The sequence below is a fragment of the Acinetobacter johnsonii ANC 3681 genome, assembly GCF_000368805.1.
Classification (GTDB): Bacteria; Pseudomonadota; Gammaproteobacteria; order Pseudomonadales; family Moraxellaceae; genus Acinetobacter; species Acinetobacter johnsonii.
The window spans coordinates 169,899-185,437 of sequence record NZ_KB849709.1; the positions used below are offsets into that span (position 1 = coordinate 169,899).

Below are 15,539 nucleotides of genomic sequence, written 5' to 3' on the forward strand. Positions count from 1 at the left end.
ACATCTATAAAGATAAAACGATATGTTGCAACTTTAGAACGATATAATTGTTTTTAAATGTAGCAACTTAGCTACGCCCGATATTGAATAAAACCAGTTTTCTTCGCGACTTTATTATAGATTTGCTGTGCGACCAAATTATCCTGATGGGTGAGCCAATAGACCCGATCACATGCTCGCTTTTCGGTATACATTTTGACGTGTTCGATTAAAGCCCTTGCACCCCCTAGCCCACGATAGTCCTCATGCGTAAACAGATCTTGTAAATATGCGTAAGGCTTTAACGTCCAACAGCTATTATGTTCTACCACATGCACAATGCCTACAACCTGACCGGCCATAAGTGCGGCAAAACCATATATATGCTCACGCTTAGAATCAGTCAGTTTATGCCACGTGTTTTCAGATATCCGCTCCAATAAATCAACCTGATAAAATGCCTGATAAGCTTGCCATAATGTAGTCCAGATCGACTGATCGATTTCTGTCAGTGGCACAACATGAATATTTTGTACTTCTATTTTGCTCTCAAAGTACTATTTATTTTTGTACGGCTTTTATTTAAATTGAAATCGTCACAAAGAAAAAGCCCTATTGAATCTCTTCAATAAGGCTTCTTTTAGACGTGACAACCATCATAGTTTTTCAATCAGAATCCGATCAATCAACTTCATACCTGTCTGCTTTTCATGGTTTTTACGACGGATCTTAATTTGCTTATCTTCTGCTAAATCTTGCAATAACAGTTCAACAGCAACCATCGCCTCCAAAGGTAGATCTGGTCCAATCCACTTCTGTTCGCCCGCATCCATCAATACAACTTCATCATGAATTTGATCGTACAAGCTCATATCATCACCTAAAATTTATGCAGCTACTTCAGCAGCAGCTTGCATATTATATACGCCATTCAAAATAAAAGACGCCCCTAAACTGGAGCGTCCTTCAAACAGTTAATTTTAAAAATTAAGCTGTCAATTCTTTTACCGCAGCAACAACTGCTTCAGTCGTAATACCGAAGTATTGGTATAAGTCTTTCGCAGGGGCAGATTCACCATAAGTCGTCATACCAATTACACGACCGTCTAAACCTACAAACTTCCACCAGTAGTCTACGTGCGCTGCTTCAACAGCAACACGCGCACGAATGTTTGATGGAAGAACCGCTTCACGGTACGCTGCATCTTGCTTCACAAATTCTTCTGCACATGGCATAGACACGACACGCACACCTTCAAGTTGTGCATGTGCTTCCATTGCTAAAGATACTTCAGAACCCGTCGCAATAATAATCGCTTTTAATTCGCCTTTTTCTTCAGCCAATACATAACCACCTTTCGCTACATTTGCAATTTGTGCATCTGTACGTGTTTGGAATGGTAGGTTTTGACGAGAGAAGATCAACGCAGATGGGCCTTCTGAACGTACAAGTGCAGATTTCCAAGACACAGCTGCTTCAACTGTGTCACATGGACGCCAAGTATTTAAGTTTGGTGTACCACGTAAAGACGCAATTTGCTCTACAGGTTGGTGCGTTGGACCATCTTCACCCAAACCAATTGAGTCATGTGTATATACATGGATTACACGTTGTTTCATCAACGCAGACATACGTACTGCATTACGCGCATATTCCATAAACATGAGGAATGTTGCAACGTAAGGAATGAAACCGCCGTGAAGCGCAACACCATTTGCAATGGCAGTCATACCAAACTCACGTACGCCATAGTGTACGTAGTTACCTGCTGGATTGTCTTGAACGCCTTGGCAACCTTTCCAAAGTGTTAAGTTAGAGCCAGCCAAGTCCGCAGAACCACCTAATAATTCAGGCAATAATGGACCGAAAGCTTGCAATGTATTTTGGCTTGCTTTACGCGTAGCAATGGTTTCCGCTTTTGCATTGGTGTCAGCAATAAACGCATCTGCTTGAGCAAGGAATTCAGCTGGCAATTCACCTGAAAGGCGACGTTTCAATTCAGCTGCTTCAGTTGGATATTTTGCTGCATATTGAGCAAATAATTCATTCCAAGCTGCTTCAGAAGCCGTCCCTTTTGCTTTTGCATCCCATGCTGCATAAACGTCAGCAGGAATTTCAAATGGACCTTCAGTCCAGCCCAATGCCTCACGTGTTAATGCGATTTCGTCATTACCTAGCGGTGCACCGTGGCAGTCTTCTTTACCTTGCTTGTTTGGTGAACCTAGACCAATAATTGTTTTACAGATAATGATCGTTGGTTTTTTCGTTTCAGCTTTTGCTTGCAAAGTTGCAGCACGTAATGCATCTGCATCATGGCCATCAGCTTTAAGTACTTGCCAGCCATAAGCCAAGAAACGTTGCTCTGTATCGTCAGAGAACCAACCTTCTACTTCACCATCAATCGAAATACCGTTGTCGTCATAGTAAGCAATCAGTTTACCCAGACCTAGTGTACCTGCAAGTGAACATGCTTCGTGAGAAACACCTTCCATTAAACAGCCATCACCTAAGAAACAGTAAGTGAAATGGTCAACAACACTCATCTCATCTTTGTTGAACTGCGCTGCTAAGGTTTTTTCAGCTAGAGCAAAACCAACTGCGTTTGCAATCCCCTGACCAAGCGGGCCAGTCGTAGTTTCAATACCTGGTGCATAACCTAATTCTGGGTGACCTGGCGTTTTAGAGTGCAGTTGACGGAATGCTTTTAAATCTTCAATTGATAAATCATAGCCCGTAAGGTGCAATAACGCATATTGCAGCATAGAGCCATGACCATTTGATAGTACAAAACGGTCACGGTTCGCCCATTGAGGGTTAGTCGGGTTATGGTTGAAAAACTCACGCCATACCACATCAGCGATATCAGCCATCCCCATTGGCGCACCTGGATGTCCAGAGTTTGCTTTTTGCACAGCATCCATTGCCAATACACGAATTGCGTTTGCAATACGACGTTCGTTAAGCGGGGTTGTCATAGGTCAGAGTCCAAACAAATGATTTAAAGAGTAAGATGAATAGAATTCAAAGATAGGTGTATTGTCTTAAAAAAAGAGGAATGGGTAAAGCCTAATGGACAATATTTCGCTATTTATTCATCATCAATGTCTAATAAATGCGGGCATTGCCTAAAATCACAACAATTTCACTCAGAAATGTCTCTCTCGCTTTTCTCCGGTTCAAATTCTACACGATAGAATCATCAGCTTTTAAAAACAAAGCTCAGCCACCCTATTCACTAATCAGAACAAACCGTTATCCTTGAGTATCAAACACATCACAGGATACATTTGTATTTTTTACATACAATTAAACATTCATGGTGAATTTTATTCACTTTTTTAAATTATTCATGAATTACCACAGATTATAGATTATTTTATGATGCATATTTTGAGCATTTTTTCTTTACCAACCTAACACCCAAGCCAATACAAACTTGAGCAAGCTATTGTTTTACATTTAGATATAACCAAAGCAAAACACCTCATAATAGGTACCTGTATACTTTGAAGCAAAACCCGTTATTTTGTCATTTCGAACTAAAAATAAACGCTATATCAATTTTTTAGATGCTTATATCAGATAAAAAGTCGTTGAATTGAAATAAATTCAGTCATTTTGGTCGTGTAGAACTGGCTCAAACGGCTAAGTCGATGTACCATATTGCGTCTTTTAAATTAACTGTGATAGGACTTATGCGCGAGTACGCTGTATTTACCTCGGAATCTGTAAGCGAAGGCCATCCAGATAAAATGGCTGACCAAATCAGTGATGCTATCTTGGATGCGATCTTAAAAGAAGACCCATATGCGCGGGTTGCTTGTGAAACGCTTGTAAAAACGGGTGCGGTAGTACTTGCAGGTGAAATCACAACAACTGCAAATGTTGACTTTGAAGCGATTGTTCGTCAAACCGTAAATGGCATTGGATACCACCATTCTGACCTTGGTTTTGATGGTTCAACATGTGCCGTGATCAATATGATTGGTAAACAGTCACCAGAGATTGCTCAAGGTGTAGACCGTCAAAAGCCTGAAGATCAAGGTGCAGGTGACCAAGGTTTAATGTTTGGTTATGCAAGCCGTGAAACTGACGTGCTTATGCCTGCTCCAATTTCATATGCACACCGTTTAATGGAAAAGCAAGCTGAACTACGTCGTAGTGGCGCTTTGCCATGGTTACGCCCAGATGCAAAAAGCCAAGTGACTTTTGCTTATGAAAATGGCATGCCTGTTCGTTTAGACGCAGTCGTATTATCTACCCAGCACGATCCTGAAATTTCTCAAAGCAACTTAAAAGAAGCTGTGATTGAAGAAATCGTGAAAAAAGTGATCCCTGCTGAAATGTTCCATGCAGACACCAAATTCCACATCAACCCAACAGGGATGTTTGTGATTGGTGGTCCAGTGGGTGACTGTGGTTTAACAGGTCGTAAAATCATTGTAGACACTTACGGTGGTATGGCACGTCACGGTGGTGGTGCTTTCTCTGGTAAAGATCCATCTAAAGTTGACCGTTCTGCTGCATATGCAGGTCGTTATGTTGCGAAAAACATCGTAGCTGCGGGCCTTGCAGACAAATGTGAAATTCAAGTGTCTTATGCCATTGGTGTGGCTGAGCCAACGTCTATTTCAATCAATACCTTCAATACAGCAAAAGTATCTGAAGAATTGATCATTGCGTTAGTCCGTGAACACTTCGACTTACGTCCATACGGTATCACTCGTATGCTTGACCTCATTCAACCGATGTATAAGCAAACTGCTGCTTATGGTCACTTCGGTCGTGAAGGTTCAGATACTGCATTTACTTGGGAAAAAACAGACAAAGTGGAAGCGCTTAAAGCTTCGGCTGGTCTATAAGTTTGATCCATAAAGAAACCCGCTTAATGCGGGTTTTTTTTATTTTCACTGATGGAAAATAGCCCATCAGTTCAGTCGTGAAGTCATTGAACCTCACTACTTAGGTTTGTTGTCATGATTGAGTACATCAAAGAGCGAAGTCACGGCAGCGGGTTCACTGTTTCGGTCGGCCAAATAGACTTGTACAGATTTAACGATAATAGCTGCTGCAAGACATGCAACAATACAGAAAATCCAAAATCCAAAAGGACTTCGAATATTATGTGATCCACAGTTTGGACAGTCTTTATCTGTTGATGCGACAACTGTTTCACAACATGCGCAGTGGTATTGATAGAGCATGGCTTTACCCCCTTGTTTTTGTCCTTTCTTGTTTTTATTGTCCATCACCCTGCCTCACAGAATGTTAGATTCATTTATCTTATGTGAGTATTTGTTGAGACTCAAGCGCCATTCGCCTGAAGTGATGTCAGCAACGGCTTACACTGAAAGATTAATCAATTGATTTAACGCATATTCCTGTTTATAACACCGAATCATGACAATTTCATCTTGTAACATAATAGTTTTTGACGTATTCCGTCATATTTGCTTAAAACCCTTTAGTTTTCTCGCGATTGTTTATTAAAATAAGATGCAACGATGAGGAAGAAAAAATGGTTCAGTTGATTAAAAAAGGCGGTTTACGCGAACGTGCCAACCGCAGTCGGAGCTATAAGGGCTCAGAAAATACCGAAGCGACATTGCAGCCCAACCGCTATGCGCAAAGTAAAAAAGACGAAGTGTCTATCTTGGAACAGGCTCCATCATCTAAAGAGCTTAAAAATGACTTAGATGTAGATTGCGAGAGCATCGTACCAAAGCCATAAAGCAAAAATCAGAAACAACCCGCCAGAAAAAATGTCAATATAACTTCCTGAACGCTGATATGCCGCTTTAATTTTAGGTAATGATAAAAGCAGCATCAGCAGTGCAAAAGTCATAAAAGTTTGGATTGGAATAATGACCGCAAGTTGCATTTTTAAATAGGGACTTGCGCTAGAACTCAGTGCCAATGAAAACACACTACTGAAATAAATCAGCGTTTTCGGGTTAGACAAGTTCGTCAGTAAACCTGACATGAAATAATGGTTTGCCTTTGGTGGAGGCAGTTTTTGACCATCATCTAGCAAGGCTTCTTGCTGCATTGTATTGAGGCCAGCTTTCAACATCAGCCACCCCATACGTGCAAGGAACACCCCACCAATCACCATCAATACCTGTTGAATCCATGGCATTTTTTCGATGAGTACGGTAAAACCTAACAAGGTTAAAACCACCCAAACGACGATGCCAACAGAAATACCTAAGATCGTTTTTAAAGTGTTTTTTTGTGTGGTCGAAGCTGAACTTTTGGCAATCAGTAAAACATCAGGACCAGGACTTAGCTGCGCAACAAAATGCAATGCGCAAATCGTGAAAAGCAATGACATAAAAAACGGCATAAATTTTAAAAAATAATTATATCGTTTGTTATATTTATTTTAAATCATAAGCACTTAAAACATTTTCATAAAGATAAAAAAAGCCGAGTTAGAACTCGGCTTTAAAATTAGGGATGAAATTATTTATTCACATCTTTCATTTCAATTTTTTTCGCATCTGGCGTGACTTCTCGTGCTTCGCCATCAATAATACTCGAGTCACGATAAGCTGAACCGCCCTGCTGTTGCTGCATTTCTTGCATCTGACGCATGATATCTGCAAATGGGTTTTGACCTTGAGCACCACCGCCCATGCCATTCATATCCCCCATCATGCCACCCATCATTTTTTCCATCATCGCTTGCTGACGTTTCATCATCACGTTCATCAGTGCACCTGTCATGGCTTTTTGCACTGCAGGAATAAGCAATAACACGGCAACCACGTCTGTCACCAAGCCAGGAATCAATAAAAGAAAACCCGCAATGATTTTTGGCAGATTGTTTGTTAATGCAGGATCTGCACCCATCTGGCCCGCTTGCATTTGCTGCATTTGTGGCATTAAACCTGCTGAATACTTACGAATCAGGCTCATACCAATAAAGAAAGCGGCAATAAACCAGAAGAACACGTACCACATGCTACCAACGAGGTCACCCACGCCAATCCATACGAAGACTTCGAGAATGACACCAGCTAATATAAAAAGAAATAATTTCATGAAAATTAATCTAATCTCAACAAAATGAATAAGGTGCAAGAATCAAGTGCTCAATCTACATCAAGCTTTTTTGATACGCTTATGTAACAATATGGGCATATTATTTTTTTTAAAGGGCAAGCATGTCATTAATTATTGGTATTGACCCCGGTTCTCGCCTCACAGGCTACGGTATTATTCAAAAAGAAGGTCAAAAACTAATTTTTGTCGATGCTGGCACCATTCGTACCGAAGCTGCTGATATGCCTGAACGGCTAAAACGTATTTTTGCAGGGATTGATCGTATTGTAAAATTTCATGGCCCAACCGAAGCCGCAGTTGAGCAAGTATTTATGGCACAAAACCCTGACTCCGCACTGAAGCTAGGGCAAGCACGCGGGGCTGCTATTGCTGCACTGGTCAACCTTGACCTACAAGTTGCAGAATACACCGCACGCCAGATTAAACAGTCGGTGGTCGGTTATGGCGCTGCGGACAAAGAACAAGTACAAATGATGGTGATGAGACTCCTAAACCTGAGCATCAAACCACAGCAAGATGCCGCCGATGCTCTCGCTGCTGCCATCTGTCATGCACATGCTTCAGGCAGTATGACCAAGCTTGCTGTACTCAATGCTCTTGGCGGTATGGCGCGCGGACGCAGCCGTAGTAGCTCTCGTCGACGCTAAGTGTTAAGTGAGATAGTCTTTAAAGTCTTTACGCATTTCACGTACCGACGGTGCTTTGGGATAAGTTGCTATCAGCATTCTTCCTGAAATGCGTAAATTTTTCTTTTGAGCAGGATCGATACGTATAAAGACCAATTCTTCTGGCTCATTGCGATGGTTAATCTCACAAATCATAATGGTGTAGTTTTTTTCGATCACTTTATAACGACTAAATGCCTGCTGTACGATTTGTTTAAAATTTTTCTGTCCACCTGATGGTGCAAGTTGGGTATAAATCACCAAAAGTATGCATGCACCAACCACCAAGGCCACCAGTAAGTATTTATCCATTCTTCCTCCCCACTTTTACCATTACTACATCAATGTTCTTTACCCGAAGCATTTACTTTATTTTCTTCTATCTGAAAAGAATTAAATAATTTTAAAGAATCACGCTGAATTTTTTCCCAATGTGGCAGAAGCTCCGCATGGAAATCTATATCCAAATTACTAGTATTAAAACCATAATTTGGTACATGACTATTTAATTCACACGCCGTAGCACCACTTGGATATGAAGCACACGCAATGACTACACCAATGCCTTTCCCGTTTTCTTCTTTCCAGTAAATTTTTTTAGAAATATTATCTTGCTCTCCCAAATCTATTTCATAAAGTGACAAACTTGCATTAAATTTCTTCTCCGAATTAATCTCACTTATGCTCATATCTTTTCGAGCACCCATCCGTTCACTTAAATAAAATTTCAATGAAGGCGTATAATCAAAAAACGTTTTGTCGTCTCCCCACTCATCCTTCCAATTACCACGTTGTGATAAAGTGAAAGCGATGTCACTGATTTGATTTGAGGAAAGCCTAAAACCTTCTGAAGGATGCATTTCTGGCCATTTCACAAGAAATGTGGCGTTACCGATTTGATCATTACAACCTTTGGTATTATGTAGTTGATTAGAACCTTTCTCCCAATAATTAACATCTTGATATTCAACACTTGCAAAAAATAAATATCGTCGATCAATGTGCATTTTCTGATCGCCAAAACTTCCACACTCATATGGTTTTTCTTTTAAGCTCGGTACATCACTTGGTTCTAATACACTAACAATAACACTCAAAATAACGATAATGATTGGTGACAATAGTATAAAGATCAAAAAATGTTTTAGCTGAATAGGCTTTCGAAGAAAATTTAAAATCATAAGTCATCTTATTTAATTATTCATTTTTTTCATGCACTCCTAAAATTAACACAAAGTATTTGAGATATAGTATTTTTTATTCAAAATACCCATCATAAAAAAGCCCATCAAATGAGATGGGCTTTTTTAACAAGGAGAAATACTTACTTCATACTTGCAAAAACTTCTTTCGCTGCTTGCAGGGTAAATTCAATGTCTTCATCAGAATGGGCAGCTGAAATAAAGCCAGCTTCAAAGGCAGATGGTGCAAGGTTCACACCACGGTCTAACATTCCATGGAAGAACTTACGGAATGCATCGATATCACACTTCAGCATCGAGTCGAAGCTGGTAATGTCTTCTTGATCGGTAAAGTACAAACCAAACATACCGCCTACTTGTTGCGTTTTAAAAGCAATACCCGCTTCATCAGCCGCGGCTTGTAAACCCACAAGCAGTTTTTCTAGCTGCGCTGTCAATTTTTCATAAAAACCATCTTGGCGCAGGTGTTTAAACATCTCAATCCCTGCACGCATTGCAAGTGGATTCCCCGACAGTGTTCCAGCTTGGTAAACTTTACCCAGTGGAGCAATACACTCCATCACTTCTCGTTTCCCACCAAAAGCACCAACGGGTAAGCCTGCACCAATAATTTTACCCAAAGTGGTTAAATCAGGAGTCACGCCATAGTGAGCTTGCGCACCACCCAATCCAACACGGAAACCAGTCATCACTTCATCAATGATAAAAACAGAACCATGTTCATCACATACATCACGAATCGCTTGTAAGAAGCCTTCGATTGGTTTGACTAGATTCATGTTCCCTGCCACAGGCTCCACAATCACCCCTGCAATCTCTGAACCAAACTTAGCAAAGCACTCTTTTAAAGTAGCAATATCGTTATATGGAAGAGTCAATGTGTGTTTGGCAAAGTCGGCAGGAACACCAGCTGAAGTCGCTTCACCTTCGCCGCTGGTTAACAAACCTGAACCTGCTTTTACTAGCAGTGAGTCTGAATGACCGTGGTAACAGCCTTCAAATTTTACAATCTTGTCACGACCTGTATAACCACGCGCAAGACGAATAGCGGTCATGGTAGCTTCAGTACCTGAGTTGGTCATACGAACCAGCTCAATTGACGGCATAATTTCGCAAATAATGTCGGCTAAAGTCGTTTCATGTACAGTAGGCGCACCGAAACTTAATCCATCCACTGCAGCATTTTGAACTGCTTTAATAATTTCAGGATGAGCATGACCTAAAATCATTGGTCCCCATGAGCCCACATAATCTACATAGCGCTTACCATCCACATCGTACAAGTATGCACCTTGCGCCTTTTCAATAAAGACAGGCGTTCCGCCTACGCTATTAAATGCACGTACAGGTGAGTTCACACCACCCGGAATATGTTTGCTTGCTTGTTTAAACAATTGTTCTTGCTTTGGAGATAAGCTCATGAAGTTACTCAACTCAAAAAATAAAAAAACATCTAAAAACGCTTAAGCTTTAGATGCAAATAAATCAGCCCACTGTTCTATACGATCAGGAATCGCAGACATTGATAGCCCTAATATATCACTAATCACTGCGCAAAGGTCGGCACCAGCTTCGATCACTTCACCTGAATTTTCAACTGTTAAGCCACCAATCGCACAAATAGGCACATTCAATTTGGCTTTGGCTTCTTTTAAAGTCTGCAAGCCAATATTGCCAGCTTCTGGCTTGGTCTCAGTTGCATAAATTGCACCAAAAGCGACGTAAGTTGCACCTTCAGTAATCGCCTTTTCAGCCAGCTCAATCGAGTTCAAACACGTACGACCAATCACCGTATCTTTTGGCAGGCGTGCGACAGCTTCGGCAACTTCGCCATCACCTTGCCCTAAATGCACACCAACGCCGTATTTAACGGCCATTTCTAAGTCATCATTGATCACAAAAGGAACACGATACTCAGCGCACATCGCTTTCATATACTCAACTTCGTAAGCCTGTTCTTCTTTGGGTACTTTTTTTCGGCGATACTGCAAAATGGCAACTTCACGTGTTGCCATTGCACCTTCTAGCTTAGCCAAAAGTAGCTCTAAAGGATCATCATTTGTAATTAAATATAAACCGCGCATTTAACTCTACCTTTGGGTTATGTCATTCTATTATAAAGCTAATGGTGACTAATTCTTTAATGAATTGGGACCGAAAATACTTTGCTTTGCACAAAAATCCCGCGGCCAAGTTCAGGCTATATAAAAATACCTATTTTCAGTGATAGTCGCCCCACCGCTTTCGCAGTTTAATGGATACAGAAAGCAACAAGAATAAAATAAAAATAACAACTTTATAACAAGAATAAGAGACACACAGCGATCTGATACGGCTTTTTAGCTTTTTAAACCAGTGATGTTGAAATAACATCATAAAAGCTAAAAAGCCGCATATTTTAATTAACGTCCATATAAAAAAAGCCTAGAGAAGGTCGCTCTAGGCTTGGAAAACTAAAAGCACTTTAAAGTTCAAAGTACTTATATATTATTTGATGAAAATATAATCAACGACCTCATTATTAGAACATTAATTCATACTTTGCAACTGTTAATTTCAAGCTTTTCATAAAACTTTCATGATGAAGTCACAAAGTGCTTCACTAACTTGGAATTTTATCCAAGGCACGATCTTGTAAGCTTAAATTTCCACGTAAAACATCGGAAAACATGCGCCAGTCAGAAATAAAACTATACAAAGGCTGTTTAAAACTGGCCGGCTTATTTTTTTCAAAAACAAAATGACCTACCCACGCACAAGCATAGCCAGAGACTAAGCCGTATATAAAATAACGCGGCTTGCGTTTAAGTATAGCTTTAGAGAAAAAGTACAGCCCAATAGAACTGCCCGCAACGTGTAGCCGACGACTCATGATGTTGCGGTGCTCTGTTAGATAAAACGATAAAACTGGTGATAGTCCTTAATCGGCAATTGAAAATTAGGTTCAGCGTCGTGTTCCTGTTTCGGTTCAACCTGAGCATTCATCTGTCATCATCCTGATGGTTTTTTACCAACATAGCTGAAAATATGCAATCTGCAAAGTGCAATCGCCTCTAGGCGCGTGTCCACTAAAAACAGAATTGTTTTTTGATCAATCTCATGCTGCAACTTTGTTTTATTGTGTCGTCAAGTCTTACATACTGTCTCTTTTTCGCTACAATCCAGTGGTCCATTGGTGTGCCTTTAGCGCACATAAAAACAAACTACAGATCATGCATCTAAATACATAAAGGCTTGGCACTGACCTAGCCCCTCAAATTAGGAATTTTTCATGGTTGAAATTGAATTAAAATTTCAGATTAGCGAAGCACGACGTACCGCCCTTCTTAAAGCTTTAGATCCTAAAAAATCTGAAACGATTCAACTTCAAGCCAAGTATTTTGACACGCCTGATCGCCTCTTGGCCCAACATGGTGCTGCTTTGCGTCAGCGTCTTGAAGGTGCTTGCTGGATTCAAACACTCAAAGCCGCAGGTAAAAGTCATTTACACCGTTTTGAACATAATCATAATTTGGGTGAGTTAGAGTCATCTCCTGAACTGGACTTAAGCATTTATGAAGCTATTCCAGAGGCTCAGCAAATTTTAACCCAAGCTTTAGGAGTGGACGCGGCTGCGTTAAAACTCACTTTTGAAACGGACATCCAACGTACCTATCGCGTCATTGAGTTTGAAGACGCTGAAATTGAAGTCTGTTTGGATGTCGGAGTGGTTCGTGCATCTGGTCGAGAACAGACCATCCATGAGGTAGAGTTTGAACTCAAATCAGGCTCTGTTCAGTCGCTTTTGGCTTTTAGTTTTGAATGGGTGAAGAAGTATCAACTGTGGTTAGATGTCCGCAGCAAAGCCGAAATGGGTAATCTACTGGCACTTGAGCAAACCGTAAGTCCAGCACGTTTTGAAAAAGAGTTTGTGTTATCGAAAAAAGAAAGTGCGGCACATAACCTGAGTTTGTTGATTGGTCAGCAAATGCAGCATTTACTGCCAAATATTGCTGCAATTTCAGCAGGTGTTGCTGAGCAAAGCCATATTGATCAAGCACAAACTGCTTTAGAGCACTTACAACTGACCTTGGCTTTATTTAAAGACTGGAATAGTAATATTTCTGATAAATGGGCGATGCAACTTGCCGCATTCAAACATCAGTTTGATCATTTACAACATTTGCAGCATATGCAAAGTACCCTAGGCGCTTTTCTTCAGAATCCAACCACTACAGAAAATCTTGCCAAAGACATTTTATATGCTCAAGAAAAGCTTGGAAATTTAGTCAAATCGACACAGAACGTCCATCATTATCTTGAATTATTGACCTTTAGTTTAAGTTCACATGATCAGGTGCAAAAGCAGGATTTGAAAACCTATGCACACAATACCCTGCAAAACCAATATCGACAGCTACAAGAAAGCTTAAATGCTGCGGATATTAGTCACTTTGAAAGCTTAGATGTATTGGCGCAGAAAATTAAGGAATTGAAGTTTAGCTTTCCTATTTTAACGTCAATTTATGATGTGAAAAATTTGCAGAAATACAGTAAAGCGTTGAATGATGCCCAACAAGCTGCACATGAATATCAAATCTTGGCGACTTCAGCTGCATACATTCAACAGACCGAACTTGAAGCCAGTGATTGGTTTGTTTTGGGTTGGCTCACGGCGAAGCTTGAAGTTTATGCCGATAAACTTTTAGAAGTGACAGAACAGTTCTTAGTTAGCCGTAAATTCTTAAAATAACGCTCTGTATACCAAAGCAGTCATGTTAATACATGACTGCTATCATCCCCACAAAGCCTGATAAGACCTAAAACCATGATAGAAAATCATAGTTGGTCGCTTCAAACCGCTAATTTATCTATGACAAAACGGCCTATTATCAAAACAATACAGGCCTTATATTCATTTTTATTCTTAAAAAGTAAGCCTATACATTCCTACTCAATGTAAATTTATTATCACTTCGAAGTAACCATCTGTACTTATTAACTTGCATATTTCCAACCACCATCTCATTTTAAAAGTGACATCTAGCCCACTATTTCTGCTCTTTTAGCTTATACCTATTCAAAACTGGTCTTTTTTTGCTCAATTTAGCATATAGTAAAACGTAGATTGTCATGAGTCAGGGCTATGCAAGAGATTGAATTTAAGTTTCAAGTTCCAGTTAAGAAGCGTAAGGCCTTGCAAAAAGCATTTACACTGCTCAAGGCTGAGCCGATTCATTTGGCAGCCCAATACTTTGATACAGTCGATCAAACGCTTGCTAAGCATTGCATCGAGATTCGACGGCGTCTGGAAAATGATGCATGGAAACAAACCTTCAAAGCAGTGAACAGCGCAAAAGCATTGAGTCGCTTTGAACTTGAATTTGATATTTCACTACCTGAGACGACTACTCTCGACTTACATAACTATGAAGCTTATCCTGCTGCCTATAAAAAATTAAAACGCGCTTTGGGGCTTCCACTTCCAACCCTGGAATTGCTCTTTGAAACCAACATCCAACGTTTACGCATTTTGCAAAATGTTGGAAGTAGTACAGTTGAAGTTGCACTCGATATTGGAAAAATTTTTAAAGAACAAAACAGTGTTGATATTTTCGAAATCGAATTTGAATTAAAACAAGGATCAATAGAAGATTTGATCGCATTTATACGACCTTGGGTTCAAAAATACCAACTGAATCTCGACACACACAGTAAATCTGACTATGGTCTTCAAGTGGTTCACCAACAGACCTACTTTCCTGCGCAGTATCAAACAGCTCTTGTACTGAACAGAACCTCAAGTGAAGCTGAAGCGCTACAAAGCATAGTGGCCAATTGCTTACAGCACTTACTTCCGAATGCCAGTTCAATTGCTCGACAGCAGTACTCCAGTGAGCATGTGCACCAAGCACGCGTGGCAATCCGCCGATTACGTAGTGCACTAAAAAGTTTTACTGCATGGTCGGAGGCTACGCAACCGCACTGGAAAACGGAACTCACCACTATTTTTCAAGCCTTAAGTGGAACACGTGATATCGATGCGCTGAACGAGGATTTACTTCCTCAGCTAATTGAGGCAGGTTATCCATTAGACCATCTTGCTCCAAGTACAGAAGCCATCACTGATGTCTGCGCTCTATTCCAACGACCAGAAACGACTCAACTTTGGCTTGAATTAATTTTATTTACAGAGCAAGAACTAGATTCGCCTTCAAAAAGCAAACTGAAAAAACATGCACTCAAAGTGATACAAGCTTTACACCATAAAATATGCGCGCATGCCGAGCACTTTAGCCAGCTTGAAGATGAGGAAAAACACCGCATTCGTAAACAAGTCAAACAACTGCGTTATAGCATTGAGTTCGCGGCGTCTTTACTCGATGCAAAAGCTTTAAAAACTTATTTAAAAAAACTTAAAGCAGTTCAGGAAAGCTTGGGGCACTATAATGATTTGGTGGTTGCAGAAGCCTTATTTTCACAAGCCTCTGAACCAGAAGCCGCCTATAGTTTTGCTACAGGCTGGATTGCTGCGGAAAAAAATAGGATGCTGAAATTGGTTGAACAACAACTGATGCAGTTTAGTCAAACCAAAAAGCTGAAATAGCCTTTAAATCAAAATATAGATCAACCGCGAAAGGCTCT

Annotated in this window: 15 protein-coding genes and 1 pseudogene; 5 read left to right on the plus strand and 11 right to left on the minus strand. The window is 40.3% G+C overall.

Translation table 11 applies throughout. The features are described 5' to 3' along the window. Nucleotides 1–71: 71 nt before the first annotated feature. From F946_RS16635 to tkt, 3 genes are all read right to left on the minus strand, one after another. Nucleotides 72–521 (minus strand): GNAT family N-acetyltransferase, encoded by a 450-nt coding sequence (locus F946_RS16635; RefSeq protein ID WP_035327334.1) that lies wholly within the window; start codon nucleotides 519–521, stop codon nucleotides 72–74. A gap of 114 nt (nucleotides 522–635) precedes the next feature. Beyond that, nucleotides 636–851 (minus strand): hypothetical protein, encoded by a 216-nt coding sequence (locus F946_RS16640; protein ID WP_004696769.1) that lies wholly within the window; start codon nucleotides 849–851, stop codon nucleotides 636–638. 115 nt (nucleotides 852–966) lie between these two features. After that, nucleotides 967–2,955 carry a transketolase gene (gene tkt / locus F946_RS16645; RefSeq protein WP_004984922.1) on the minus strand — a complete coding sequence of 663 codons (1,989 nt, stop codon included), beginning with the start codon at nucleotides 2,953–2,955 and terminating at the stop codon, nucleotides 967–969. A 720-nt stretch (nucleotides 2,956–3,675) separates the two neighbouring features. On the opposite strand from tkt, the gene metK reads away from it, so the two are divergent. Further along, nucleotides 3,676–4,842, plus strand: a complete 1,167-nt coding sequence (gene metK, locus F946_RS16650) for a methionine adenosyltransferase (protein WP_004984924.1) — start codon at nucleotides 3,676–3,678, stop codon at nucleotides 4,840–4,842. A 96-nt stretch (nucleotides 4,843–4,938) separates the two neighbouring features. On the opposite strand, the gene F946_RS16655 is transcribed toward metK, so the two are convergent. Next, on the minus strand, nucleotides 4,939–5,184 hold the full coding sequence (locus tag F946_RS16655; protein WP_005401120.1) for a hypothetical protein: 246 nt from the start codon (nucleotides 5,182–5,184) through the stop codon (nucleotides 4,939–4,941). A gap of 314 nt (nucleotides 5,185–5,498) precedes the next feature. On the opposite strand from F946_RS16655, the gene F946_RS16660 reads away from it, so the two are divergent. Beyond that, nucleotides 5,499–5,711, plus strand: coding sequence for a hypothetical protein (locus F946_RS16660; RefSeq protein ID WP_004984928.1), 213 nt, complete (start codon nucleotides 5,499–5,501; stop codon nucleotides 5,709–5,711). Here F946_RS16660 and F946_RS16665 read toward each other — a convergent pair. After that, nucleotides 5,673–6,314, minus strand: coding sequence for a LysE family transporter (locus F946_RS16665; protein WP_035327336.1), 642 nt, complete (start codon nucleotides 6,312–6,314; stop codon nucleotides 5,673–5,675). The two genes, F946_RS16660 and F946_RS16665, sit on opposite strands and share 39 nt — an antisense overlap. A gap of 131 nt (nucleotides 6,315–6,445) precedes the next feature. Further along, nucleotides 6,446–7,027, minus strand: coding sequence for an FxsA family protein (locus F946_RS16670; protein WP_035327338.1), 582 nt, complete (start codon nucleotides 7,025–7,027; stop codon nucleotides 6,446–6,448). 122 nt (nucleotides 7,028–7,149) lie between these two features. On the opposite strand from F946_RS16670, the gene ruvC reads away from it, so the two are divergent. Continuing rightward, nucleotides 7,150–7,695 carry a crossover junction endodeoxyribonuclease RuvC gene (gene ruvC / locus F946_RS16675; protein WP_004984936.1) on the plus strand — a complete coding sequence of 182 codons (546 nt, stop codon included), beginning with the start codon at nucleotides 7,150–7,152 and terminating at the stop codon, nucleotides 7,693–7,695. A gap of 3 nt (nucleotides 7,696–7,698) precedes the next feature. Here ruvC and F946_RS16680 read toward each other — a convergent pair whose 3' ends face one another. The 5 genes and pseudogenes from F946_RS16680 to F946_RS16700 all read right to left on the minus strand — a co-directional run bounded on the left by F946_RS16680 (nucleotide 7,699) and on the right by F946_RS16700 (nucleotide 11,900). Beyond that, nucleotides 7,699–8,025 (minus strand): hypothetical protein, encoded by a 327-nt coding sequence (locus F946_RS16680; RefSeq protein WP_004984937.1) that lies wholly within the window; start codon nucleotides 8,023–8,025, stop codon nucleotides 7,699–7,701. A gap of 29 nt (nucleotides 8,026–8,054) precedes the next feature. After that, nucleotides 8,055–8,894, minus strand: a complete 840-nt coding sequence (locus tag F946_RS16685; RefSeq protein ID WP_004984939.1) for a hypothetical protein — start codon at nucleotides 8,892–8,894, stop codon at nucleotides 8,055–8,057. 143 nt (nucleotides 8,895–9,037) lie between these two features. Then, on the minus strand, nucleotides 9,038–10,336 hold the full coding sequence (gene hemL, locus F946_RS16690) for a glutamate-1-semialdehyde 2,1-aminomutase (RefSeq protein ID WP_004696756.1): 1,299 nt from the start codon (nucleotides 10,334–10,336) through the stop codon (nucleotides 9,038–9,040). Between the two features lie 42 nt (nucleotides 10,337–10,378). Beyond that, on the minus strand, nucleotides 10,379–10,999 hold the full coding sequence (gene thiE, locus F946_RS16695; RefSeq protein WP_004984943.1) for a thiamine phosphate synthase: 621 nt from the start codon (nucleotides 10,997–10,999) through the stop codon (nucleotides 10,379–10,381). 518 nt (nucleotides 11,000–11,517) lie between these two features. Then, nucleotides 11,518–11,900, minus strand: a pseudogene (locus F946_RS16700) (Mpo1-like protein). Between the two features lie 286 nt (nucleotides 11,901–12,186). Between F946_RS16700 and F946_RS16705 the strand changes: the two are divergent. Both F946_RS16705 and F946_RS16710 read left to right on the plus strand, forming a co-directional pair. Further along, nucleotides 12,187–13,647, plus strand: coding sequence for a CYTH domain-containing protein (locus F946_RS16705; RefSeq protein WP_004984949.1), 1,461 nt, complete (start codon nucleotides 12,187–12,189; stop codon nucleotides 13,645–13,647). 393 nt (nucleotides 13,648–14,040) lie between these two features. Continuing rightward, nucleotides 14,041–15,501, plus strand: coding sequence for a CYTH and CHAD domain-containing protein (locus F946_RS16710; protein ID WP_004984953.1), 1,461 nt, complete (start codon nucleotides 14,041–14,043; stop codon nucleotides 15,499–15,501). The last annotated feature ends 38 nt before the right edge of the window (nucleotides 15,502–15,539 follow it).

What these genes read in the sequence shown, in the direction of transcription:
- metK (WP_004984924.1), top strand. Translation starts at nt 3,676, where the DNA reads ATGCGCGAGTACGCTGTATTTACCTCGGAATCTGTAAGCGAAGGCCAT.
- F946_RS16665 (WP_035327336.1), bottom strand. Translation starts at nt 6,314, where the DNA reads ATGTCATTGCTTTTCACGATTTGCGCATTGCATTTTGTTGCGCAGCTA.
- F946_RS16705 (WP_004984949.1), top strand. Translation starts at nt 12,187, where the DNA reads ATGGTTGAAATTGAATTAAAATTTCAGATTAGCGAAGCACGACGTACC.
- F946_RS16680 (WP_004984937.1), bottom strand. Translation starts at nt 8,025, where the DNA reads ATGGATAAATACTTACTGGTGGCCTTGGTGGTTGGTGCATGCATACTT.
- hemL (WP_004696756.1), bottom strand. Translation starts at nt 10,336, where the DNA reads ATGAGCTTATCTCCAAAGCAAGAACAATTGTTTAAACAAGCAAGCAAA.
- F946_RS16640 (WP_004696769.1), bottom strand. Translation starts at nt 851, where the DNA reads ATGAGCTTGTACGATCAAATTCATGATGAAGTTGTATTGATGGATGCG.
- F946_RS16670 (WP_035327338.1), bottom strand. Translation starts at nt 7,027, where the DNA reads ATGAAATTATTTCTTTTTATATTAGCTGGTGTCATTCTCGAAGTCTTC.
- F946_RS16655 (WP_005401120.1), bottom strand. Translation starts at nt 5,184, where the DNA reads ATGCTCTATCAATACCACTGCGCATGTTGTGAAACAGTTGTCGCATCA.
- ruvC (WP_004984936.1), top strand. Translation starts at nt 7,150, where the DNA reads ATGTCATTAATTATTGGTATTGACCCCGGTTCTCGCCTCACAGGCTAC.
- F946_RS16710 (WP_004984953.1), top strand. Translation starts at nt 14,041, where the DNA reads ATGCAAGAGATTGAATTTAAGTTTCAAGTTCCAGTTAAGAAGCGTAAG.
- tkt (WP_004984922.1), bottom strand. Translation starts at nt 2,955, where the DNA reads ATGACAACCCCGCTTAACGAACGTCGTATTGCAAACGCAATTCGTGTA.
- F946_RS16660 (WP_004984928.1), top strand. Translation starts at nt 5,499, where the DNA reads ATGGTTCAGTTGATTAAAAAAGGCGGTTTACGCGAACGTGCCAACCGC.
- F946_RS16685 (WP_004984939.1), bottom strand. Translation starts at nt 8,894, where the DNA reads ATGATTTTAAATTTTCTTCGAAAGCCTATTCAGCTAAAACATTTTTTG.
- thiE (WP_004984943.1), bottom strand. Translation starts at nt 10,999, where the DNA reads ATGCGCGGTTTATATTTAATTACAAATGATGATCCTTTAGAGCTACTT.